Origin of the sequence: Orrella sp. JC864 (assembly GCF_037026685.1) — a bacterium.
Lineage (GTDB): Bacteria > Pseudomonadota > Gammaproteobacteria > Burkholderiales > Burkholderiaceae_B > Orrella.
Map to the genome: position 1 here is coordinate 14,928 of NZ_JBANET010000019.1, position 22,539 is coordinate 37,466.

19 protein-coding genes are annotated in these 22,539 nt (G+C 69.6%); 4 read left to right on the forward strand and 15 right to left on the reverse strand.

All coding sequences use genetic code 11. The features are described from left to right. Positions 1-25 precede the first annotated feature (25 nt). The gene (gene lpxO, locus V8Z80_RS16160) at positions 26-925 is read left to right on the forward strand and encodes a lipid A hydroxylase LpxO (RefSeq protein WP_155197039.1); all 900 of its coding nucleotides are present in this window, start codon (positions 26-28) and stop codon (positions 923-925) included. On the opposite strand, the gene V8Z80_RS16165 is transcribed toward lpxO, so the two are convergent. Together V8Z80_RS16165 and hrpA are read right to left on the reverse strand one after the other, a co-directional pair. Beyond that, the gene (locus tag V8Z80_RS16165; RefSeq protein ID WP_336062727.1) at positions 922-2,151 is read right to left on the reverse strand and encodes an MFS transporter; all 1,230 of its coding nucleotides are present in this window, start codon (positions 2,149-2,151) and stop codon (positions 922-924) included. The two genes, lpxO and V8Z80_RS16165, sit on opposite strands and share 4 nt — an antisense overlap. A 161-nt stretch (positions 2,152-2,312) precedes the next feature. Beyond that, complete coding sequence (gene hrpA / locus V8Z80_RS16170; protein ID WP_336062729.1) at positions 2,313-6,119, reverse strand: ATP-dependent RNA helicase HrpA; 3,807 nt, start codon at positions 6,117-6,119, stop codon at positions 2,313-2,315. A gap of 98 nt (positions 6,120-6,217) precedes the next feature. Between hrpA and argA the strand changes: the two genes are divergently transcribed. After that, a complete protein-coding gene (argA, locus tag V8Z80_RS16175; RefSeq protein WP_155196174.1) occupies positions 6,218-7,573 on the forward strand; it encodes an amino-acid N-acetyltransferase in 1,356 nt (451 codons plus the stop codon). A gap of 68 nt (positions 7,574-7,641) precedes the next feature. Continuing rightward, on the forward strand, positions 7,642-7,914 hold the full coding sequence (locus tag V8Z80_RS16180; RefSeq protein ID WP_155196176.1) for an oxidative damage protection protein: 273 nt from the start codon (positions 7,642-7,644) through the stop codon (positions 7,912-7,914). Between the two features lie 67 nt (positions 7,915-7,981). Here V8Z80_RS16180 and phoU read toward each other — a convergent pair whose 3' ends face one another. From phoU to V8Z80_RS16200, 4 genes are all read right to left on the reverse strand, one after another. Further along, positions 7,982-8,704, reverse strand: coding sequence for a phosphate signaling complex protein PhoU (gene phoU / locus V8Z80_RS16185; RefSeq protein WP_155196208.1), 723 nt, complete (start codon positions 8,702-8,704; stop codon positions 7,982-7,984). A 121-nt stretch (positions 8,705-8,825) separates the two neighbouring features. Next, on the reverse strand, positions 8,826-9,503 hold the full coding sequence (gene rpiA / locus V8Z80_RS16190) for a ribose-5-phosphate isomerase RpiA (protein ID WP_155196178.1): 678 nt from the start codon (positions 9,501-9,503) through the stop codon (positions 8,826-8,828). Between the two features lie 31 nt (positions 9,504-9,534). After that, a complete protein-coding gene (locus V8Z80_RS16195; protein ID WP_336062731.1) occupies positions 9,535-11,193 on the reverse strand; it encodes an isovaleryl-CoA dehydrogenase in 1,659 nt (552 codons plus the stop codon). A gap of 68 nt (positions 11,194-11,261) precedes the next feature. Further along, on the reverse strand, positions 11,262-12,641 hold the full coding sequence (locus V8Z80_RS16200; RefSeq protein ID WP_336062733.1) for a DNA recombination protein RmuC: 1,380 nt from the start codon (positions 12,639-12,641) through the stop codon (positions 11,262-11,264). Between the two features lie 129 nt (positions 12,642-12,770). On the opposite strand from V8Z80_RS16200, the gene V8Z80_RS16205 reads away from it, so the two are divergent. Continuing rightward, positions 12,771-13,538, forward strand: coding sequence for a YrbL family protein (locus V8Z80_RS16205; protein ID WP_155196181.1), 768 nt, complete (start codon positions 12,771-12,773; stop codon positions 13,536-13,538). A gap of 34 nt (positions 13,539-13,572) precedes the next feature. On the opposite strand, the gene V8Z80_RS16210 is transcribed toward V8Z80_RS16205, so the two are convergent. The 9 genes from V8Z80_RS16210 to V8Z80_RS16250 all read right to left on the reverse strand — a co-directional run bounded on the left by V8Z80_RS16210 (position 13,573) and on the right by V8Z80_RS16250 (position 22,443). Beyond that, positions 13,573-14,310, reverse strand: coding sequence for a DNA-3-methyladenine glycosylase (locus V8Z80_RS16210; RefSeq protein WP_155196182.1), 738 nt, complete (start codon positions 14,308-14,310; stop codon positions 13,573-13,575). Then, positions 14,311-14,673, reverse strand: a complete 363-nt coding sequence (locus V8Z80_RS16215; RefSeq protein WP_155196183.1) for a Spx/MgsR family RNA polymerase-binding regulatory protein — start codon at positions 14,671-14,673, stop codon at positions 14,311-14,313. Beyond that, complete coding sequence (locus V8Z80_RS16220) at positions 14,670-15,470, reverse strand: ABC transporter permease subunit (protein ID WP_155196184.1); 801 nt, start codon at positions 15,468-15,470, stop codon at positions 14,670-14,672. Before V8Z80_RS16220 ends, V8Z80_RS16215 begins: the two co-directional genes overlap by 4 nt. Beyond that, on the reverse strand, positions 15,467-16,384 hold the full coding sequence (locus tag V8Z80_RS16225) for an ABC transporter permease subunit (RefSeq protein WP_155196185.1): 918 nt from the start codon (positions 16,382-16,384) through the stop codon (positions 15,467-15,469). Before V8Z80_RS16225 ends, V8Z80_RS16220 begins: the two co-directional genes overlap by 4 nt. After that, positions 16,381-17,499, reverse strand: coding sequence for an ABC transporter ATP-binding protein (locus V8Z80_RS16230; protein WP_336062737.1), 1,119 nt, complete (start codon positions 17,497-17,499; stop codon positions 16,381-16,383). Before V8Z80_RS16230 ends, V8Z80_RS16225 begins: the two co-directional genes overlap by 4 nt. Before the next feature lie 5 nt (positions 17,500-17,504). After that, positions 17,505-18,629, reverse strand: a complete 1,125-nt coding sequence (locus V8Z80_RS16235) for a polyamine ABC transporter substrate-binding protein (RefSeq protein ID WP_155196210.1) — start codon at positions 18,627-18,629, stop codon at positions 17,505-17,507. 142 nt (positions 18,630-18,771) lie between these two features. Next, positions 18,772-19,446 carry a 3-deoxy-D-manno-octulosonic acid kinase gene (locus V8Z80_RS16240; RefSeq protein WP_155196211.1) on the reverse strand — a complete coding sequence of 225 codons (675 nt, stop codon included), beginning with the start codon at positions 19,444-19,446 and terminating at the stop codon, positions 18,772-18,774. A gap of 43 nt (positions 19,447-19,489) precedes the next feature. Beyond that, entirely contained in the window at positions 19,490-19,912 is a 423-nt protein-coding gene (locus V8Z80_RS16245; protein WP_336062740.1) for a group II truncated hemoglobin, read from the reverse strand. Then, entirely contained in the window at positions 19,909-22,443 is a 2,535-nt protein-coding gene (locus tag V8Z80_RS16250; RefSeq protein WP_442951988.1) for an ABC transporter permease, read from the reverse strand. Before V8Z80_RS16250 ends, V8Z80_RS16245 begins: the two co-directional genes overlap by 4 nt. Positions 22,444-22,539 lie beyond the last annotated feature (96 nt).

A 22,539-nucleotide genomic window follows, 5' to 3' on the forward strand; every position in this document is an offset into this window, starting at 1 on the left:
CCCCCTCTAGGAGAACGACGTAACCATGAAATGGCTGATTCCCGGCATCTGGCTGGCCGCCATCCTGTTCGGCCATCTGCGCGGGCGCGTGCGGCTGCCCTTCGTGCGGCAGCTGCTCGATCATTCGGCGCTGCTGGCGCCCATCAACGCCCTGATGGTGCTCAATTCCAGGGTGCCCACCACGCCCTACGTCTCGCCCGACCAGTTTCCCGACCTGCAGGTGCTGGACCGCAACTGGGAGATGATCCGCGAGGAGGCCCTGGCGCTGGCCGCCGCCCAGCGCATCAAGGCGGCCGAAAAGCACGACGACATCGGCTTCAATTCGTTCTTCAAGTACGGCTGGAAACGTTTTTACCTGAAGTGGTACGACGCGCGGCACCCCTCGGCCGAGGCCCTGTGCCCCAAGACGGTGGCGCTGCTGCGCGAACTGCCTTCGGTCAAGGCGGCCATGTTCGCCGAGCTGCCCCCGGGCGGCAAGCTGAACCCGCACCGCGACCCCTACGCCGGTTCGCTGCGCTATCACCTGGGCCTGATCACCCCCAACGACGACCGCTGCCAGATCGTGGTGGACGGCGAACCCTATAGCTGGCGCGACGGCCAGAGCGTGGTGTTCGACGAAACCTACATCCATTCGGCCCGCAACGACACCGATTCGAACCGCATCATCCTGTTCTGCGACGTCGAGCGGCCGATGCGCTGGCGCTGGGCCGGCGCGCTGAACCGCTGGTTTGGCAAGGTGGCGATGTCGGCGGCCAGCTCGCCCAACGACGGCGGCGACCAGACCGGCGCCATCAACCGGCTGACCCACCTGCATTACCGGATCGACCAGAAGCGCCGGGCGTTCAAGAAATGGAACAAGACGGCCTACAAGGCCGTCAAGTGGGGCCTGATCGTGCTGATCGTGGCCGCGTTCATCGCCATCTAGCGCCGGGCGGCGCGCTCGGCCGCCAGCGACCAGCCGAACACCGCCATGCCGGCCACCGCCAGCAAGGCGCCCACCCACCCGGTGGACGGATAGCCGAAGCCGGCGGCGATGGCCAGCCCGCCCAGCCATGCCCCCATGGCGTTGGCCAGGTTGAAGGCCGAGTGGTTCAGCGCCGCGGCCAGCATCTGGGCGTCGCCCGCCACGTCCATCAGGCGGATCTGCAAGGTCGGGCCCATGGCCACGATGGTGCCCACCAGCAGGATGTTCAGCGAGGCCGCCCACACGTTGTGGGCGGTGAACACGAAGGCGCCCAGCACCAGGAAGGCCCAGACCAGCAGGCCGCCGATGGTGGGCATGAGCGCCTTGTCGGCCAGCCGCGAGCCCACCAGGTTGCCCACGATCATGCCCAGGCCGAACAGCGCCAGCACGAAAGGCACCGCGCCCGTGCCCATGCCCGCCACCTCGACCAGCGTGGGCTTGACGTAGCTGAAGACGGAGAACAGGCCGCCCAGTCCGATGGCGCCGATGCCCAGGGTCAGCCAGACCTGCTTGCGCCGCAAGGCGCCCAGCTCGCGCAAGGGGCTGGCGCCCGCCTGGGCGGCTTGCTCGGGCACCGAGCGGCGCACCATGATGGCGGCCAGCACGGCGATCAGGCCAACGAAGGCGAAGGCCGCGCGCCAGCCCAGCGCCTGGCCCAGCCAGGCCGCGATGGGCACGCCCACGAGCGTGGCCGAGGTCAGGCCCAGCATGACCCAGCCGACCGCCTGGGCGCGCTGCCAAGGCTGCACCAGCGAGGCGGCCACCAGGGCGGCCACGCCGAAATAGGTGCCGTGCGGCAATCCGGCCACGAAACGCAGCAGGTTCAGCGACAGGTAGCCCGGCGCCAGGGCGCTGGCGAAGTTGCCCAGGGCGAACAGCGTCATGAGCGCCACCAGCAGCCGCCGGCGCGGCCAGCCGGCGGCCAGGATGGCCAGCAGCGGCGCGCCCACCACCACGCCCAGCGCATAGGCGCTGATGACGTGGCCGGCGGCCGGGATGGAGATGGCCAGGTCGGCGGCCACCTCGGGCAGCAGCCCCATGATGACGAATTCGCCGGTGCCGATGGCAAAGCCGCCCACACCCATCGCCACCATGGCGGGACGCACGGGATGGACGCGGGCCGATTCGGAAAGGAAAGACGAAGCGGCGCCGGCAAGCTGCTCGGCGCCAGGACTGGCATGCTGCATTGTCAGTGGACTCGGTGTGCGTGATATCGAATGGCCGCGGCTGGCGCGCACCGTGCATTGTGCAGACTGCCAGTTGAATAACACATGAAAGGCCGGCCGCCAGTGGGGTCTTGCAGGCGCTGGCCGCAGGCAGCCCATGCCTGGCCGCGCGCCCGCCCCTTTCAGCGCTGCATCGCGTCCCAGGCCTTTTGCAGGCGCTTGACCGACACCGGCATGGGCGTGCGCAGCTCCTGGGCGAACAGGGCCACGCGCAATTCCTCGAGCAGCCAGCGGAATTCGTCCAGGCCGGCATCGGGCGCTCCCTTGCGCGCCGCCCTGGCCCGCTGATAGAGCGTGAGCAAGGGCGCCATCTCCTGCATCAGCCGCGCATCGCGCGCCGGGTCGGCACGCAGCTTGTCGATGCGGGCGGACACGGCCTTCAGATACCGAGGGAAATGGGCCAGCTGCGCTTGCGCGGTATCGCGCACGAACCATTTGCAGACCAGCGCGCCCAGCTGCTGCTGCATGTCGGCGTACGCCGCCGCATGGGACTTGGCCTGCGGCAGCTTGCGCTGCACCGCGGTCCATTCGGCCAGCACCGTGCCGGCCAGCCGCGCGACCTCCTGGGCCAGCAGGCCGATCCGGCCCTTGCCCTCGGCCTTGCGCGCCGCGAACTGCGCGGCATCGGCAGGCCAGGGTTCGGCCAGGCAGGCCTGTCCGATCGCGCAGTCGATGATCTGGTCGCGCAGCTCTTCCTGGGTACCCAGCGGCATGTAGAGCATGCTGATGCGGGTCAGCTCGTGCAGGTTCTTCTCCAGGAAGCGCACCTGCTCGCGCAGGCCCAGCTTGAACAGGCGCAGCAGCCCGGCCCTGTGATGGCGGCGGGCCTCTTCCGGGTCGTCGAACACGTCCAGGTCGCAATGGCCGCCGCGATCGACCAGCGCCGGATAGCCCACGAAGGACTGCCCCTTGCGCTGGATCTCCATCAGCTCGGGCAAGGTGCCGAATGTCCAGTCGCTCAGGTTCTCGTGCGAGAGGGCCTGCGCCACGCCGGCATCGCGCGCGGCGACCTGCTGGAAGGTGGCCTGCGCCTGCTTGCCCAGTTCGGCCTTGAGCTGGGCAAGGTTGCGGCCCGCGCCCAGCATGCGGCCATGCTCGTCCACCACCTTGAAGTTCATGAACAGGTGGGCAGGCAGCGTCTCGAGCTTGAAGTCGCCCGGCTGCGGGCGGACCTTGACCTGCTCCCACATGTCGGCGATGAGCGCATCGAGCAGGCCCTGCTGGGGATCGTCCAGGCGCTCGTACCAGCGCTCGTAGAAGCCGGCAGCGTAGTCGGGCAAGGGCACGCAATGGCGGCGCAGCTTCTGCGGCAGCGACTTGAGCAGCAGCTGGACCTTTTCCTTGAGCATGCCCGGCACCAGCCATTCGCAGCGCTGCGCGTCGATCTGGTTCAGGGCGAACAGCGGCACGGTCAGGGTCACGCCGTCGCGCGGCGAACCCGGCTCGAAGTGGTAATCCAGCGGCATGGCCACCCCATGCCACTGGACCTTCTTGGGAAAGACGTCGGTGGTGATGCCGGCCGCCTCGTGCCGCATCAGTTCCTCGCGCGTGAGCAGCAGGGCCTGCGCCGCGGGCTTGTCCAGCTTGGCATACCACGCTTCGAGCGTGGCCTGCTGGCTCATCTCGGCCGGCAGCTGCCGGTCGTAGAACACGAAGATCAGCTCGTCATCGACCAGGATGTCGGGCCGGCGGCTCTGGTGTTCGAGCTTCTCGATCTGGGCCACCAGCTTGCGGTTGTGCGCCACGAAGGGCAGGCGCGTATCGATGTCGCCCTCGACCAGCGCCTGGCGGATGAACAGTTCGCGGGCGTGGGCCGGGTTGATGCGGCCGTAGTGCACGCGCCGGCCGGTGTAGACGGGCAGGCCATAGAGCGTGCCGCGCTCGTTGGCCACCACCTGTCCGGCCTTGCGGTCCCAGCGCGGATCCGAGTGCACCCGGCGGATCAGGTGCGGCGCCGCGCGTTCGAGCCAGGTCGGCTCGATGCGCGCGACGCAGCGGGCATACAGCCGCGTGGTCTCGACCAGCTCGGCCGCGACCACCCATTTGCCGGCCTTGCGCGCCAGGCGCGAGCCCGGGTGGATGTGAAAGCGGATCTCGCGCGCGCCCTGGTAGTGGCCGGCCTCTTCGCTCTTGAGGCCCACGTTGCCCAGCAGGCCGGTCAGCAGCGCCAGGTGGATCTGCTCGTAGGTGGCCGGGCTCTGGTTCAGCCGCCAGCCCTGCTCGCCCACCAGGGCGGCCAGCTGGGTATGGACGTCGTGCCACTCGCGCAGGCGCACCGGCGAGAGGAAGTGCTGGCGCAGCAAGGCCACCAGCTTGCGCTGCGACCCCTTGTGCGCGACCTGCTCGCCATACCATTGCCACAGCTTGAGATAGGAAAGGAACTCGGATTTCTCGTCGGCAAAGCGGGCGTGCGCGGCCTCGGCGGCCTCGCGCTCGGCCAGGGGACGGTCGCGCGGGTCCTGCACCGACAGCGCCGAGGCGATCACCAGCATCTCGGCCAGGCAGTCGTGCTGGCGGGCAGCCAGGATCATGCGGCCGATGCGCGGATCGACCGGCAGCTTGGCCAGCGCCCTGCCGGTTTCGGTCAGGGCGTTGGCCTCGTCGATGGCGCCCAGCTCCTGCAGCAGGTGGTAGCCGTCGGCCACCGCCCTGCCCGGCGGCGCCTCGACGAAGGGGAACTGCTCGATATCGTCGAGCTTGAGCGCCTTCATGCGCAGGATCACCGAGGCCAGCGAGGAGCGCAGCACCTCGGGGTCGGTGAAAGGCGGGCGGGCGTTGAAGTCGGCCTCGTCGTACAGCCTCAGGCAGATGCCCGGCCCCACGCGGCCGCAGCGCCCGGCCCGCTGGTTGGCCGAGGCGCGGCTGATGGGCTCGATGCGCAGCTGCTCGACCTTGTTGCGCCACGAATAGCGCTTGATGCGCGCCAGCCCGCTGTCGATGACAAAACGGATGCCGGGCACGGTCAGCGAGGTTTCCGCCACGTTGGTGGCCAGCACGATGCGGCGCGCGTTGCCGCGCGGATGGAAAATCCGCTCCTGCTCGGCCTGGGTCAGCCGCGCGAACAGCGGCAACACCTCGGTGGCCGGCGGATGGCGCTTGCGCAGGGCTTCGGCGGCTTCGCGGATCTCGCGCTCGCCGGGCAGGAAAACCAGCACGTCTCCCGGGCCGCTGCGGGCGCATTCGTCCACGCCCTCGACGATGGCATCGATCAGGTCGCGCTCCTCGTCGCCGGACAGGCGCTGCGCATCGCGCCGCGCGCCCTCGTCCTGCTGCGCTTGCGGGTGCACGGGCCGGTAGCGGATTTCCACCGGATACAGCCGCCCCGAGACGGCAATCACCGGCGCGGGCCTGCCCTGCGCGTCGGCGAAGTGCCGCGCGAACCGCTCGGCGTCGATGGTGGCCGAGGTGATGATGAGCTTCAGATCGGGCCGGCGCGGCAGCAACTGCTTGAGGTAGCCCAGCAGGAAGTCGATGTTCAGGCTGCGCTCGTGGGCCTCGTCGATGATCAGGGTGTCGTAGCGGCGCAGCAAGGGGTCGCGCTGCGACTCGGACAGCAGGATGCCGTCGGTCATCAGCTTGATGGCCGCCTGCGGGCCGGTGCGGTCGTGAAAGCGCACCTGGTAGCCGACCCACTCGCCCAGGGGGGTATTGAGCTCCTCGGCCACGCGCTTGGCCACCGAGGTGGCCGCCAGCCGGCGCGGCTGGGTGTGGCCGATCATGCGCGCGAGCCCCCGCCCCATCTCCAGGCATATCTTGGGCAGCTGCGTGGTCTTGCCCGAGCCGGTCTCGCCGCTGACGATGGTGACCTGGTGCGCGGCGATGGCGCGCGCGATCTCCTGCCGTCGCGCGCTGACGGGCAGGTCTTCGGGGTAGGAAACGGGCGGAGCGCGCCGGGCCTCGCGAGGGGCGGAGCCGGAAGATTCGGACATTGGCTGAATTGCTGCTTTGGACCGATCATTATAATTTTGCGATCCGGCCGGCGCTTGTCCCCCTCGGCGCGCCGCCTTTCCTTGTCCCAGCCCAGACCATGCAAGAGCACGAAACCGAAACCGTCTCCGCCCAAGAGGCCCCCGAATTCGCCCCCGCGCAATTCGTCCGATGGTTCCGGGAAGTCGCGCCCTACGTGCACGCCTTTCGCGGCAAGACCTTCGTGGTGGCCTTCGGCGGCGAGCTGGTGCAGGCCGGCGCGCTCAACGCCCTGGTGCAGGACCTGTCGCTGCTCTCGGCCCTGGGGATCAAGCTGGTGCTGGTGCACGGCTCGCGCCCGCAGGTCAACGAACAGCTGCGGCTCAAGGGCCTGGACCAGCAGTTCGGCCGGGGCATGTCGCCGACCGACGACGCCGCGCTCGAATGCGCCAAGGAGGCGGCCGGCGAGATCCGCCTGGACATCGAGGCGGCCTTCAGCCAGGGCCTGCCCAATACGCCCATGTCGCATGCGCAGATCCGCGTGATCTCGGGCAACTTCGTGACGGCGCGCCCGGCCGGGGTGATCGACGGCGTGCACTACCTGCACACCGGCCAGGTGCGCAAGGTCGATGTCGAGGCCATGCGCTTTGCCATCGAGCGCGGCTCCATCCTGCTGCTCTCGCCGCTGGGCTTCTCGCCCACGGGCGAGGCCTTCAACCTGGCCATGGAAGAGCTGGCCACCAACGTGGCCGTGGCGCTGCGGGCCGAGAAACTGATCTTCCTGACCGAGACCCCCGGCGTGCTGAACGAGGACGGCAGCGTGGACACCGAGCTGGCGCGCGACGACGCCGATGCGCTGCTGGCCAGCGGCAAGCTGGACCCGGACACGGCCTTCTTCCTGCACTATGCCTCGCGCGCGGTCAAGCGCGGCGTCGCCCGCGCGCACCTGGTGCCCTACAGCCTGGACGGCGGCGTGCTGCTGGAGATCTTCACCCACGACGGCGTGGGCACCATGGTGGTCGAGGACACCCTGGACGACCTGCGTGCGGCCACGGTCGATGACGTGGGCGCGATCCTCAAGCTGATCGAACCGCTGGAGGCCGACGGCACGCTGGTGCCGCGCGGACGCAGCGTGATCGAGCAGGACGTGGAGAGTTTTACCGTGCTCGAGCACGACGGCGTGATCTACGGCTGCGCGGCGCTGCACGCCTATCCGGCAGAGCAGATGGCCGAGATGGCCTGCCTGATCGTGCATCCCGAGTGGCAGGGCGCGGGAGAAGGCGAAATGCTGCTGCGCCACATCGAGTCGCGCGCACGCGCCCAGGGGCTGCGCCGGCTGTTCGTGCTGACGACCCGCACCTCGCACTGGTTCATCAAGCGCGGCTTCGTGCAAGGCGGCATCGCCGACCTGCCGCGCGAAAAGCAGGCCAGCTACAACCGCTCGCGCAACAGCCTGGTATTCATCAAGCGCCTGTAGGGGAATGGCCGTAGAGGCCGGCCCCGGGCGTTAAAATCGGGCTTTGCATCCTTATCAGGCTGAAAACCATGGCTCGAACCATCCACTGTGCAAAACTCAAGCGCGAGGCCGAGGGGCTGGACTTCCCGCCGTACCCGGGTGAAATGGGCCAGCGCATCTGGCAGAACATTTCCAAGCAGGCCTGGGCCGAATGGCAGCAGGTGCAAACCCGCCTGGTCAACGAGAACCGGCTGAACCTGGCCGATACGCGCGCGCGCAAGTACCTGGCCCAGCAAATGGAAAAATTCCTGTTCGAAGACTCGGACGTGGAAGCCCAGGGCTACGTGCCGCCCTCGCAATAAAGCCAGGCTTGCCGCCCGCCCGGCGCGGCGGGGCCGGGCCTGCCGGCCCCCCCGGGCGCGTGGCGGCTCAGGCCTGGGGTTGGTCCTCGGTTTCGCCGCGCGCCTGGCGCTCGGCGTTCTTGACCCCGGTGTGGCGCACGTCGGCGCCATGCACCAGGTAGATGACGCGCTCGGCCATGTTCTTGCAGTGATCGCCCACGCGCTCGAGCGCGCGCGCCACGAAGATCAGGTCGATGGAGCGCGAGATGGTGCGCGGGTCCTCGATCATGTAGGTGATGAGGTGGCGCAGCGCGCCCTTCCATTCCTTGTCGACCTCCTTGTCGCTGCGCACCACCTGCGCGGCCTGGATGGCGTCCAGCCGGGCGAAGGCGTCCAGCGCCTGGCGCAGCATGACCAGCACGTTGTTGGCCATGTGACGCAGTTCGACGATGGGCTGGTAGCGCAGGTCGCCTTCATGGATGCGGCGGGCCACGGTGGCCACTTTCTCGGCCTCGTCGCCCGAGCGCTCCATGTCGGTGAGCATCTTGCTGACCGCCAGCATCATGCGCAGGTCGATGGCGGTGGGCTGGTGGCGCGCAAGAATCAGGCCGATGCGCTCGTCGATCTCGACCTCCAGGCGGTTGACTTCCTTTTCGCGCTCGCGCACCCGCTCGACCAGCGCCATGTCGCCGCTGGCCAGGGCGTCGATGCCGTCCTGGATCATGGCTTCGACCAGACCGCCCATTTGCAGGAACTGCGAACGGATCCGCTCGATGTCCAGATCGAATTGCTTGTTGGTGTGCTCGGTCATCCCAGATACCTGTGTGATGGATTGCGCCATGGTCCGCCGCTCCTGTTACGGGCTTGCCGTCCTGCCGGCCCAACATGGACGGCGCGAGAAGCGGCAAGCATATGACTCACATATGACACCATTATGAACCAGGAAGCCTGCGCACGCCCGACTGGGTGGCGAGCAGGGCCAGCGTGGCGCCGGACAGTGCGAACAGCCCGCAGGTAACCACGCCCGGGATGTTGTTGATGGTGGCCTCCAGCCGCTTGGGATCGTCGATGCGCAGGCCCGCCACGTCCAGGATGACGTTGCCGTTGTCCGTCACGAAACCGGTGCGCAGCGCCGCCCGCCCGCCCAATTCGGCCAGCCGGCGGCTGACTGCCTCGCGCGCCATGCCGATGACCTCGACCGGCAGCGGGAAGGCCCCCAGGCGCCGCACCAGCTTGGACTCGTCGGCGATGCAGACGAAGCGCTCGGCGACCGAGGCGACGATCTTCTCGCGCGTGAGCGCACCGCCCCCGCCCTTGATCATGTGCAGGCCGGTGTCGATTTCGTCGGCGCCGTCCACGTACACCGGCATGCTGCGCACCTCGTTCAGGTCCAGCACGGGCAGCCCGTGGCGCGCCAGGCGCGCGGCGCTGCGCTCGGAGCTGGCCACGGTGCCGAGCAGCCGCGTCTTGTAGCGGGACAGTCCGTCGATGAACAGATCGGCTGTCGAGCCGGTGCCCACGCCGATCACGGTCTGCGGGCCCAGGAACGGTTCGATGTAGTCGAGCGCGGCATCGGCCGCTTGCTGCTTGAGTTGCTGTTGCGTAAGCATGGGGTCACCTGTGGGCAATTGGCGGGGCAATTTAGCAGATTGGCGGCCAGGCCCGGCGCAGCAGGCGCTCGTCGCAGGCCTGGGCCGGCAGGCCGCCGCACAGGCCTGCCGGCTCGCCCAGCCGCGCCAGCACGAAAGCCTGGGCCACCGGCGCAGGCGCGTGGCGGATCAGCAGCGCCGCCTGCCACAGGCAGGCGAGCCGCGCGGCCAGGCGGCGCGCCAGGCCCTGGGCCTGCCCGGCGCTGGCGGCCAGGGCCTCGAAATCGCGCAAGGCCTCATCATAAAGGGCGAACTGGCCGCGCGCCGGCAGCAGCTCGTCGCGCAGCGCCGGCAAGGCCTGCGGATGGCGCTGCAGCGCCCGCAGCACGTCCAGGGCCATGATGTTGCCCGCCCCTTCCCAGATGGAGTTGACCGGCGCCTCGCGGTATAGCCGCGCCAGCATGGATTCCTCGACATAGCCGTTGCCGCCCAGCACCTCCATGCATTCGGCCAGCGCGGCGATGGTCCGCTTGCATATCCACAGCTTGGCGGCGGGCGTGCCCAGGCGCGCCAGGGCCTGCTCGGCCGGGTCCTGCGCGCGGTCGAAGGCCCGCGCCAGGCGCAGGGCCAGCGCGGTGGCGGCCTCGCTCTCGAGCGTCAGGTCGCACAGCACGTTGCGCATCAGGGGATGCTCGATGAGCGGCTTGCCGAAGGCGCGCCGGCCGCAGGCATGATGCAGCGCCCGCACCAGCGCCTGGCGCAGCAGCGCCGCGCTGCCCAGCGCGCAGTCCAGGCGGGTGTAGCTGGCGACCTTGATCAGCGTGGCGATGCCGCGGCCGGGCTCGCCCACCATGGCGCCCCAGGCGTCCTGGAACTCGACCTCGGCGCTGGCATTGCTGCGATTGCCCAGCTTGTCCTTCAGGCGCATCAGGCGCTGCGCATTGCGCCGGCCATCGGGCAGGCGGCGCGGCACGAAAAAACAGGACGGCCCTTCGGCCGCCTGGGCCAACACCAGGTGCGCATCGGACTGGGGCACCGAATAGAACCATTTATGGCCGCGCAGCAGGTAGGCCTGGCCCTGGCCGGCGCCCGCGACGGGTTCGGCCCGGGTGGTGTTGGCGCGCACGTCGGAGCCGCCCTGCTTTTCGGTCAGCCCCATGCCCAGCAAGGCGCCGTGCTTGGCCGCCACGGGCAGGTCGCGCCGATCGTAGCGCGGCGCCATCAGCCGGGGCAGCCACAGCCCGGCATAGTCGATGACGCCGGCCGGCTCTTGCCGCAGCACGGCCAGCGCGCCGAAAGTCATGGTCACCGGGCACAGGCTGCCGGCCTCGACCTGGCCTTGCATCAGGAACGCCGCCGCGCGCGCGACCTGCGCCCCCGGCGAAGGCTGCGCCCAGGCGCCGCTGTGCAGGCCGTAGCCGGCCATGTCGGCCAGCAGTTCGTGCCAGGCCGGGCACAGCCGCACCTGGTCGATGCGCCGGCCCTGGGGATCGTGGGTGGCCAGCATCGGCGGCTGGGCATTGGCCAGCGCCCCCAGCTCGAACATGCGGCGCCGGCCCAGATGCGCGCCGCGCGCATGCAGCGCGCCGTCCCAGGCGCCGGCGCCCTCGCGGGCCACGGCCTCGCGCAGGGCCGCGTCGGTCTCGTAGAGGTTGTAGTCCGCCAGCGGCTCGGACTGGTTGAAGACTTCGTGCGTGCTGCAAGCATCCATGCGCCGCCCTCCCTGCCCTGGCCGGGCCCCGGCCCGGTCCGGCCATTGTAGGGGCAGCCCCGGCCGGATCAAGGCTCGCCGGCCGGCTCCTGGCTGTCCAGCAGGCCGCGGGCCTGCTCATCGGGCAGCGCCTCCACCGATTTCAGGCTGCTGAGCATGACCCGCGTGCGCCGCTCGGTGTCCACGATCCGGTTGCTGGCCGAGTCCAGCGACCGCTTCACGCTGGCCAGGGCCTCGCCGAACTTGCCGAATTCGGTCTTGACGGCGCGCAGCACCTGCCAGACCTCGGAGGAACGCTGTTCGATGGCCAGCGTGCGAAAGCCCATCTGCAAGCTGTTGAGCAAGGCAGCCAGGTTGCCCGGCCCGGCCACGTTCACCCGCAGGGCCTGCAGCCGGTCCACCAGCCCGGGCCGGCGCAGCACTTCGGCATACAGGCCTTCGGTGGGCAGGAACAGCACGGCGAAGTCGGTAGTGTGCGGCGGCGCGACATACTTGTCGGCGATCTGCCTGGCCTGCACTTCCAGGGCGCGGGCCAGCGCGTTGCCCGCGGCCTGGGCGGCCTGGGCATCGGCCTGCTCCTGCGCCTGCAGCAGGCGCTCGTATTCCTCCTTGGGAAACTTGGCGTCTATGGGCAGCCAGACCGGCTGGTCGCGCCCGCGCCCGGGCAGGCGGATGGCGAACTCGACCATCGCGTCGCTGCCGGGCACGGGCTTGACGTTGCGCCCGTACTGCTCGGGCGTCATGATGTCCTCGACCAGCCGCGCCAATTGCACCTCGCCCCAGGTGCCACGGCTCTTGACGTTGGTCAGCACGCGCTTGAGGTCGCCCACGCCGGCGGCCAGCGCCTGCATCTCCCCCAGCCCCTTGTGCACGGCCTCGAGCCTGTCCGACACCAGCTTGAACGACTCGCCCAGGCGCTGCTCCAGCGTGGCGTGCAGCTTGTCGTCCACCGTGCGGCGCATCTCCTCCAGCCGCGCGGCGTTATCGGCCTGCAGGCTTTGCAGGCGCTGCTCGACGGTCTGGCGCATGTCGGCCAGCCGGCGCTCGTTGATCTCGATCAGCCCCTGCACCTGCCGGCCCAGCTGCGCGGCAAAGCCGGCCTGGCCCTGCGCCTGCTCGGCGCGGGCCGCCGCGGCATCGCGGGCCAGCAGCGTGCGCAACTCTTCGTGGCTGCGCGCCAGCTCCAGCCGCAACCCCCGTACCGACTCGGCGAACTCGCCGCGCAGGCCTCTCTGGCTTTCGGCCAGCTCGCTGCGCAAGGCGCGCTCGATCTTCTCCTGCTCGTCCAGCAGGCGCTCCTGTCCCTGGAGCAGCTGCTCCAGGGCCGGATCGGACGCAGGCCGGCGCAGCAGGTTCCATAAGGACAACAAGGCGGCGGCAAGGGCCGCCAGGGCGGCGATCCAGGGCAGCGCCCCGCCAAGGCCCGGGTCGCTCAGCAATGCGTTCACGGCCTGGACTCCCTCTTGCTCGTGGATAAAAAACAACACAAATATGCGTAGAACATCGCCATCGTCATAATATTGTCAACAAAACTGAACGCGGCAGCCGTGCGGCCGTGAACAATAAACGGAGCCCTCATGGCGGCGGCCTTGTCCTGTCCCTCCATGCTCGATGCCATAGACCTGGACCAGGCCAGGCCCATCGCCGTGGGCGGCGGACGCCGGATCTACGCGCATCCCTGCGACAAGAACCTGCTGATCAAGGTCATTGACCCGCAGGCGCGCGCCCAGTACATGATGCGGCATCGCTTCAAGCGCTGGTACAAGCGGCTGCACCGCGCCAGCGCCTATCGCGGCTTCATCGGCGAGTTTTCCGAGTCGGTCATCGTCGCCGCCCGCAACGCCCACTGGGACAGGCTGCCCATGGCGCGGGTGGCCGGCGTGGTCGACACTTCGCAAGGGCCGGGATTGCTGGTCGAGAAGATCCGCGGCCTGGACCAGGACCTGGCGCCCACGCTGGAGGCGGTGGTGCGCCAGCATGGGCTGGGCCCGGAACTGCGCCAGGCGCTGGACGCCCTGCTGCAGGCCTTCATCGCCGCCCATATCGTCATCAACGATATGTCGGCCTCCAATATCGTGATGGGCACCAACGCCCAGGGCAAGCAGGGCCTGTTCCTGATCGACGGCTTTGGCGTCAAGCAGAAAGTGCCGCTGTACGCCCTGAGCAAGAGCCTGAATGCGCGCCATCTGCGCGAGCACTTCGGGCAGATGCTGGGCAAGCTCGAACGCATCGCCGCCGTGCGGCAAAGCGCCTGCCCCCCTGCCGCGGCCATTGCGCGAAACGCGCCCAGGCTGGCCGACATCCTGGAAGAAGAGATCGAGGCGCCCGGCACCGCCGTGCACTGAGCCTGGCGCGCGGCACGGCCGCCGGCGCCGGCGTTCAGCCCGGCCGGCCCGGTTCGGGCGCCCACTGCCGCCCCTGGCGCCGCAGCAAGCGGTAGTGCGTATCGGCAAGCTGGCCGCGCCGCAGGGGATTGCGGGTGCAAAAGCGGGCATAGGCGGCATCCACGTAACGGTAAGGCAGGTGCTCGTCGCGTCCGGCGGGAATGCCCAGGCGCGTGGTCTGCACCAGCAAAGGCGGCCGCTCGCCGACGTCCTGGACAAAGAATCGCTGCGGGTCGAAGCCGCGCGCGTCCCAATCGGGGACTTTCAGGCCCAGGGCCCGGCACAGCAGGGTCTGGCCCGCGCACAGCCTGCCCGGCGGGCGCGGCGCCCCCTGCCCGTCCGGATTGAGCCGCTGCATCAGGGCCAGGGCCTGGGGACCGGCCATCTCGTCCAGCCAGGGGTAGCCCGACTTGATCAGCACGGCATTGCCGGGACCGCGGGCGCTGAAGTTCAGCGAGTCGCCGCCGCGTGCGTAATACATGTAGATGGCGCCGCCGTCCATGAACAGCGCCCGCCGCTTGGGGGTGTAGCCCAGCGAAGCATGGCTGCCGCGCTCGTCCAGCAGATAGGCCTCGGTCTCGATGATCCGGGCCGACAGCCACACGCCCTGCACCTTGTGGCGCAGCACCATGCCGGGCAGCTCGCGCGCCAGCGTCAGGGCGTCGCGGTCGAAGAAGGCGTCGGGCAGCATGCCCGGCATCGCGCCATGGCCGTGCGGCACCGACACGGGCATTCAGCCGCCGAAACGCTGCGCGTAGCGTTTTTCGTTAAAGCCCACGCCCACCTGGCCCTGCGCATCGACGGCCACGGGACGGCGCACCAGCGCCGGATAGCGGGCGATCAGCGCGGTCCATTGCGCGTCGGTGGCGGCGGATTTCTCGTCCTCGGACAGGCCGCGCCAGGTCATGGAGGCGCGGTTGACGAGCTTTTCCCAGCCGCCCAGCTGGCGCGCCCACTCGGTCAGCGTGGCGGCCGGCACGGGCTGGTCGCGGTAGTCGACAAAGACGTGGTCCACGCCCTGCGCGGCCAGCCAATCGCGGGCCTTGACGCAGGTGCTGCAAGCCTTCAGGCCGTACAGGGTCAGGTCGGCAGTCATTTCTCTTTGCGTCGTTGCAGGCGATAGGCCAGGATCACGCAGATGCCCACCGCCAGGATGAACAAGGTCGCCAGCGCGTTGACCTCGGGCTTGAGGCCCAGCCGCACCCGCGAGAATATCTCGGGCGAGAGCGGCGTGAATCCCGGCCCCGAGAGAAAGGAAGCGATCACCACGTCGTCCAGCGACAAGGTGAAGGACAGCAGCCACGCCGCGGCCAGCGAGGGGGCGATCAGCGGCAGGGTGATGACGAAGAATACCTTGAGCGGCGGGGCGCCCAGGTCGAGCGCGGCCTCTTCGAGCGAGCGGTCCAGGTCGCGGATGCGCGACTGGATGATGACCGCCACATAGGCCATGCACAGCATCACGTGGCCGACCCAGATGGTGAATACGCCGCGCTGGCCGGGCCAGCCGAACAGCTTGTCCATTTCGACGAACATGAGCAGCAGCGAAATGCCCAGCACGACCTCGGGAATGACCAGCGGCGCGCTGACCATGCCGACGTAGAGCGAAAAGCCCCGGAATCGCCCCATGCGGGCCAGCACGTAGCCGGCCCAGGTGCCCAGGATGACAGCGGCGGTTGCGCTGAGCGCGCCGATGCGAAACGACAGCCAGGCCGCCGAGAGCAGCACCTGGTCGTTGAACAGCGACTCGTACCAGCGCAGCGAAAAGCCGCTCCAGGTATTGACCATCGACGAAGCGTTGAACGAGAAGACGATCAGCGAGGCGATGGGCAGGTACAGGAAGGCAAAGCCCAGCCCCAGGGCCAGCGCGCGCAGCCAGGGATTGGGCGCGGTCATCGGGAGCCCTCGCGCTGCAGTTCCATCTGGCGCACCTGGCTGTACTGGAACAGGGCCAGCGGCACCAGCAGCGCGGCGACCATGACCACCGTGATGGACGCGGCCATCGGCCAGTCGGTGTTGGTGAAGAATTCGTTCCACATGACGCGTCCCATCATCAGCGTGTTGGCCCCGCCCAGCATCTCGGGAATCACGTATTCGCCCACGCAGGGAATGAAGACCAGCATCGCCCCGGCGATGATGCCCGGGCGCGAAAGCGGCAGCGTCACGCGCACGAAGGCTTGCCAGGGCCGCGCGCCCAGGTCGTAGGCGGCCTCGAGCAGGCGCACGTCCAGCTTGACCAGGTTGGCGTACAGCGGCAGGATGAAAAACGGCAGGTAGGCGTAGATCATGCCGATGTACACGGCCAGGTCGGTGCGGTAGATTTCGAGCGGGCTGGAGATCACGCCCAGCCACATCAGGAAATTGTTGAGCAGGCCGTCGTTGCGCAGGATGCCCACCCAGGCGTAGACGCGCAGCAGCAGCGACGTCCAGAACGGCAGGATCACCGCCAGCAGCAGCAGGTTGCGCAGCCCCGGGCGCGAGCGCGCGATGTAATAGGCGATGGGATAGCCGATCAGCACGCACCACAGCGTGGTGACCGCCGCCATCTTCAGCGAATTGACGTAGGTGTCGAAATACAGCGAGTCGGTGAACAGCATCACGTAGCCGCGCAGGTGCAACGTGATGTGGAAGGCCTCGTTCTCGTACTGGTACAGCGGCGTATAGGGCGGCACGCCGAACTGCAGGTCCGAGAAGCTGATCTTGAAGACCAGGAAGAACGGCACGAGCAGGAACAGCGACAGCCACGCGTAGGGCGGCGCGATGGCCAGCAGGCGCCCCAAGCCGGCCCGGCGCGCAAGCAGGCCCGTCATGACGTCAGCACCGTGGCGCTGTCGTTGTCCCAGCTCACGTAGACCTCGTCGTTGACGCCGGGCGCGTCCATGCGGGCCAGCTGCGGCGCCGGGACGGTGGCCTCGACCACTTTGCCCGAGACCAGCCGCACCTGGTAGAGCGCGTGGCTGCCCAGCCAGGCCATGTGGCTGACCACGCCGTGGCCCCAGTTGTTCTCGCCCTGGGGCCGGTTGCGGTCCAGCACCATGTTCTCGGGACGGATGGAGACGTGCACTTCCATGCCTTGCGGCTCGCTCACGCCGTGGCTGACGTACAGGGGCCGCGGCAGGTCGGGCGTCTCGATGGCGATGTGGTCGGGCTCGTCCACCACGATGGTGCCGGTAAAGAGGTTGGTCGAGCCGATGAACCCCGCCACGAAGCGGCTGGCCGGAAAGGAGTAGACCTCTTGCGGCGAGCCCACCTGCACGATCTGTCCCTCGGTCATGACCGCCAGGCGGTCGGAGATGCTCATGGCCTCGTCCTGGTCGTGCGTGACCATGATGCAGGTCACGCCCACCTGCTTGAGGATGCGCACCAGCTCGATCTGCGTCTTCTGGCGGATCTGCTTGTCCAGCGCCGACATGGGCTCGTCCAGCAGCAGCAGCTTGGGCCGCTTGACCAGGCTGCGCGCCAGGGCCACGCGCTGCTGCTGGCCGCCCGAGAGCTGGTGCGGCTTGCGGCGCGCGTACTGGCCCATCTGCACCAGCTCCAGGACCTCGCGCACGCGCTCGCCGATCTCGTTGGCGGCCACGCCCTCCTGCTTCAGGCCGAAGGCAACGTTCGATTCCACGCTCATGTGCGGGAACAGCGCGTAGGACTGGAACATCATGTTCACGGGCCGGCGGTACGGCGGGATGGCCGTGATGTCCTGCCCGTCGAGCAGGATGCGCCCGGAGCTGGCCGTCTCGAAGCCGGCCAGCATGCGCAGCAGCGTGGACTTGCCGCAGCCCGAGCTGCCCAGCAGCGCGAACAGCTCGTTGCGGCGGACCGCCACGTTGACGCCGCGCACCGCGATGGTATCGCCGAAGACCTTGACGAGGTCCTCGACCCGCACGAACTCGTCCGGATCGACGGACTGCTGGCGGCTGTCGGTCATGATGCCTAGCGCCCCGACTTCAGTTCGGCCCACATGCGCGTCTGCAGGCGCTGCACGTTAAGCGGTTGCGGCTTGATGACGAACAGGGTCTTGGAGACCTCGGGCGGCGGATAGATCATCGGGTTGTTGGCCACGTCCGGATCGACGAACTCGCGCGCGGACTTGTTCGCGTTGGGATAGAACATGTGGTTGGTGATGGCCGCGTGCACCTCGGGCGTCTCGATGTAGTTGATGAACGCATGCGCGCCATCGACATTGCCCGCATCCTTGGGGATGGCCATGGTGTCGAACCAGGCCGGCGCGCCGCCGTGCGGAATGTAGTAGTCGATTTCGTAGCTGCGCTTGGCCTCCTGGGCGCGGCGCTTGGCGATCATCACGTCGCCCGAGTAGCCGTAGACCATGCACAGGTCGCCGGCGGCCAGCTCGTCGATATAGCCCGAGGAACTGAACTGGCGGATGTAGGGACGGATCTTCTTGAGCAGTTCGAGCGCGGCCTTCAGGTCGGCCGGATCGCTGCTGTTGGGGTCCTTGCCCAGGTAATGCAGGGCGGCCGGGAACACCTGGGCCGCCTCGTCCAGCACGGAGATGCCGCAAGACTGCAGCCTGGCGGCCTTCTCGGGATCAAAGAGCGTGTCCCAGCTGCCCAGGTCGGCATCCTCGCCCAGCGCCTGGCGCGCCCGGGTGACGTTGTAGCCCAGGCCGTTGGTGCCGTAGCCCCAGGGCACGAGGTACTGGTTGCCCGGGTCCACCTCGGCCACCAGGGCCATGATGTCCGGATCCAGGTGCTGCCAGTTGGGAATCTTGCTGCGGTCGAGCTTCTGGAACAGGCCGCCTTCGAGCTGGCGCGCCGCATAGTGCGTCGAGGGCACGACCACGTCGTAGCCGGACTTGCCCGTCAGCAGCCTGGCCTGCAGGGTATCGTTGCTGTCGTAGACGTCGTAGCGCACCTTCAGGCCCGTGGCCTTCTCGAAGCCGCTCAGGGTGTCGGGCGCCGTGTATTCGGCCCAGTTGTAGACGTTGACCGTGCCGCTTTGCGCCCAGCCCGCGCCGCACGCGGCGGCCAGCGCCAGCGCGCAGCCCGCGCGGACCGCCGTCCCGGTCTTGCCGACGCGCCGTGCCTTTCGTTCCATTGCCATATGGATTCCCCCTTGCCAAGACCGCAAAAAGCGAAAACGCAAAATGATAAAGCCTTTTTGCTACCTGCCGGGCCGCGCCCGGGCGAAAAAAAGCCCCTGGCAGCCCGGGCAAAAGCAGGGGGCGGCGTGCGGACCTTTACCCTGCGTGCCGCAAGGCCGCCCAGCACTGCTCGTAAGCCTGCATGATGCGTTGTCCATACGCCACGCCTTGCGGCCCGGCCACCTTTTCCAGGGATCGCGCCAGGCGCCGCAGGTTCCCCAGGCGCTGCGCCGCGCTCAGCGGCCCTTCGCGGGCCCGGTCGAAATCGATCAGCCAGGGCCGGTCCTGCGCGTCAAAAAGCAGGTTGTACGCATTGAGATCGGCGTGCCAGACCCCCTGGGCGTGCAGCGCGGCGATGACGCGGGCGGCCGGCTCCCAGAGCGGCTCGTCCAGGCGCCGGGCCAGCGCGCGCGCGCCGGGGATGCGCTCGGTCAGCAAGGCGCCCCGATAGGACAGGCCGCCGCGCCAATAGGCCGCCGCCAGGGGCGCGGGCACCGGCAGGCCGGCCGCGTGCAGCCGGGCCATCACGCAGAACTCGGCAAAAGGCCGGGTGCGGGCCTCGCCCTGCCACAGGTAGGACTGGCGCACCAGCTTGCCGACCAGCCCGCCCCGTCGATAGTGGCGCAGGACCGCCGGCACCCCGCCGGCCTGCACGAACCAGGCCGCCTGCCGCCCGCCCTCGCCCACCGCGCTGGCCTGCGCGCCGCCGGCCAGCGGGTCGAACAGCGCGGGCGTGGCCGCCACGCCGGCCAGCCGCGGCCCCAGCAGCATGGCGCCGCCGGCGAAGGACAGGCGCCGCGCGCCCTGGGGCGGTTCAGCCCTCACGGTTGCGCATCCAGTCCGCGGTGCTGTAGAAGCTGTGCAGCAGGCGCTCGGCCAGCGGCTCGGGCACCTGCTGGTCGCGCAGGGCGCGGCCCATGCACACCACCCACTGGTCGCGCGCCTGCGTGCCGATGGAAAAAGGCAGGTGGCGCGCCCGCAGGCGCGGATGGCCGAAGCGCTGCACATAATGGTCGGGGCCGCCGAAATAGCCGCACAGGAACCGGAACAGCCGCTGGCGGGCATTGTCCAGCGTAGGCCCGTGCAGCGCGCGCAGCTCGGCCAGGTCGGGCTCGATGTCCATCAGGTCGTAGAAGCGGTCCACCAGCGCCTGCACGCCGGGCTCGCCGCCCAGCTGCTCGAAAATGGTGCGCGTCGTATCGAAGGGTTCGAAGACGGCGGGTATGGTCGCCATCATGCCTCTCTCAAAGTAACCAGCGGCGGGGCGCGCAGCACGCCGCGCAAGGCCAGCGAGCCGCCGGCCCAGGCCGCCAGGGCGCCGGCCCCGGCGCCGGCCAGCCAAGGCCAGCCATGCAGGGCCAGGGCGAAGTTGAACACATGGTGGGCCAGCGCGGCCGACACCGCCGTGGCGCCGGCCGCCGCCAGCAGCCCGGCCAGCGCGCCCAGGCCCAGCAGCTCGAGCCGCTGGGCCTGCGCCAGCTGCGCGCGGGTGGCGCCCAGCGCACGCATCAGCGCGGCCTCGCGGGTGCGCTCGTCGCGGGTGGACGAGAGCGCCGCGGCCAGCACCAGGATACCCGCGGCCAGCGTGAACAGGAAGAGCCACTGCACGGCGGCCACCACCTGGTCGATGACGCCCTGCAGCTGCGCCAGGATGGCGCCCACGTCGAACACGGTGAGATTGGGATAGTCGCGCACCAGGGCCTGCATGGCCGGCGCCTGGTCGGCCGGCAGGTGAAAGGAGGTGATCCAGCTTTGCGGGGCCTGCGCCAGCGCGGCCGGGCTCATCAGCGCGAAGAAGTTCACGCGCATGGAGTCCCAGTCGACCTCGCGCAGGCTGGTGACCGTGACGGCGACCGTCTGCCCTGCCACGTCGAAGGACAAGGTATCGCCCAGCCCGATGCCCAGCGTCTGGGCGATCCCGGTTTCCATCGATACCTCGGCGGCCTGCGGGTCGAGCTCGCGGCCGGCCACGATGGGGCTGTAGGACGGCACGCGATCGGCGTAGGACAGGTTGAACTCGCGGTCGACCATGCGCTTGGCGCGCGGTTCCTCGTAGCTATCGGGCGAGACGGCGCGCTCGTTGATGCTCAGCAGCCGCCCGCGGATCATGGGCGAGAGCTCCACCTGCGTGCCGGCCTGCGCCAGGCGCTGGCGCACGGCCTCGCGCTGCTCGGGCTGGATGTTGATGACGAAGCGGTTGGGCGCATCGGGCGGCAGGGTCTGGCGCCAGCCGGCGATCAGGTCGGTGCGGGTGATGGCCAGCAGCAGCAGCGCCATCAGGCCCAGCCCCAGGGCGCAGATCTGCGCGGCCGAGGCGCCCTTGCGCCGCGCCATGCCGGCCAGCGCGAAACGCAGCGCGGGTTGGCCGCGCAAGCCGCGCCGGGCCCAGTCGGCCGTCCGCAGCACCAGCCAGGCCACCAGCCCGAAGACCCCGAAGGCGGCCAGAAAGCCCCCGGCAACCACCGCGGCCAAGCGCACATCGCCCGCGAACCACAGCACCAGGCCGGCAAAACCGGCCAGGCCCAGCACCCATCCCAGCCAGGCGCGCGGAGCCAGCACCGCCGATTCGCGCCGCAGGGCGCGGGCCGGCGGCACGCGGCACAGCTCGGCCACGGGCGGCAGCGCAAAGCCCAGCAGCAGCCAGCACCCCACCAGCAGGCCCTGCGCGGCGGGCTGCCAGCCCGGCGCGGGCAAGGCCGTGTCGATCATGCCGGCCAGCGCCGCCACCAGCACGGTATGCACGGCATAGCCCAACGCCGAGCCGGCCGCGGCCGCCAAGGCGGCCACGAAGAAGAACTCCAGCCCGAGCATGCGCATGAGCAGGCCTTGCCCGGCGCCCAGGCAGCGCATCACGGCCACGCCGTCGCGGTGCCGCAGGGTATAGCGGCGCGCCGCCAGCGCCACGGCCACCGCCGAGACCATCACGGCCAGCAGCGCCACCAGCGACAGGAAATGCTGGGCGCGGCCCAGCGTGCGGCCGACTTCGGGGCGGCCGGATTCGAGCGTGGCCAGCCGCTGGCCGCGCTGCATGCGCGGGGCCAGCCACTGCTGGTAGGCCTGTACGGCGGACGCCTCGCCGGCCAGCAGCAAGGCGTGGCCGATGCGGCTGTATGGGCCGTCCAGCCCCGTGGCCGGCAGGTCCTCGGCGCGCATGAGCACCCGGGGTGCGACGTTGACGAACTGCATGCCGCGGTCGGGCTCGTAGCGGATCACCCCGGCGATGCGCAGGAAGGTATCGCCCACCGCAAGGTCCTGGCCCACGGCCATGCCCAGCATGCCCAGCAGCTGGGGATCTATCCAGACCGTGCCGGGCTCGGGCGCGCCCTGCACCGGACGGCCCGGATCGACGGCATCCGGGGCGATGCGCAGCTGGCCGCGCAGCGGGTAGTTGCCTTGGACCACCTTGACCGCAGCCAGCTGCATGGACTGTTCGTTGCCCACCATGGAGGGGAACTGCCAGGTCCGGGTCGTTTCCAGGCCCAGGCGCTGCGCCTGCTGCAAGAGCTCGGGCGCGGGCGCGGCGTCGGCCTCCAGCACCAGGTCGCCGCCCAGCATCTGGGCGGCATCGCGCGCCAGGGCCTTGCCCACGCGGTCGGCCAGGAAGCTCACGCCGGTGACGGCGGCCACGGCCACCACCAGCGACAGGATCAGCAACGTCAGCTCGCCGGCGCGCAAGTCGCGCAAGGCGGCGCGCCAGGCCATGGCCAGGCTGGCCGGCAGGCGGGGGGCGGCAGGCGGGCCGGGGCGGAAATCTCGGGAGTCAGGCATGTCGGTCGGCGGCTGCGGTCCAGGCAAGGGGCGCGCCCGTTATATCATTGCGGGCTGCCCCGGGGGGTAACAGGGTCTGACCCGGCTGCCGCCCAC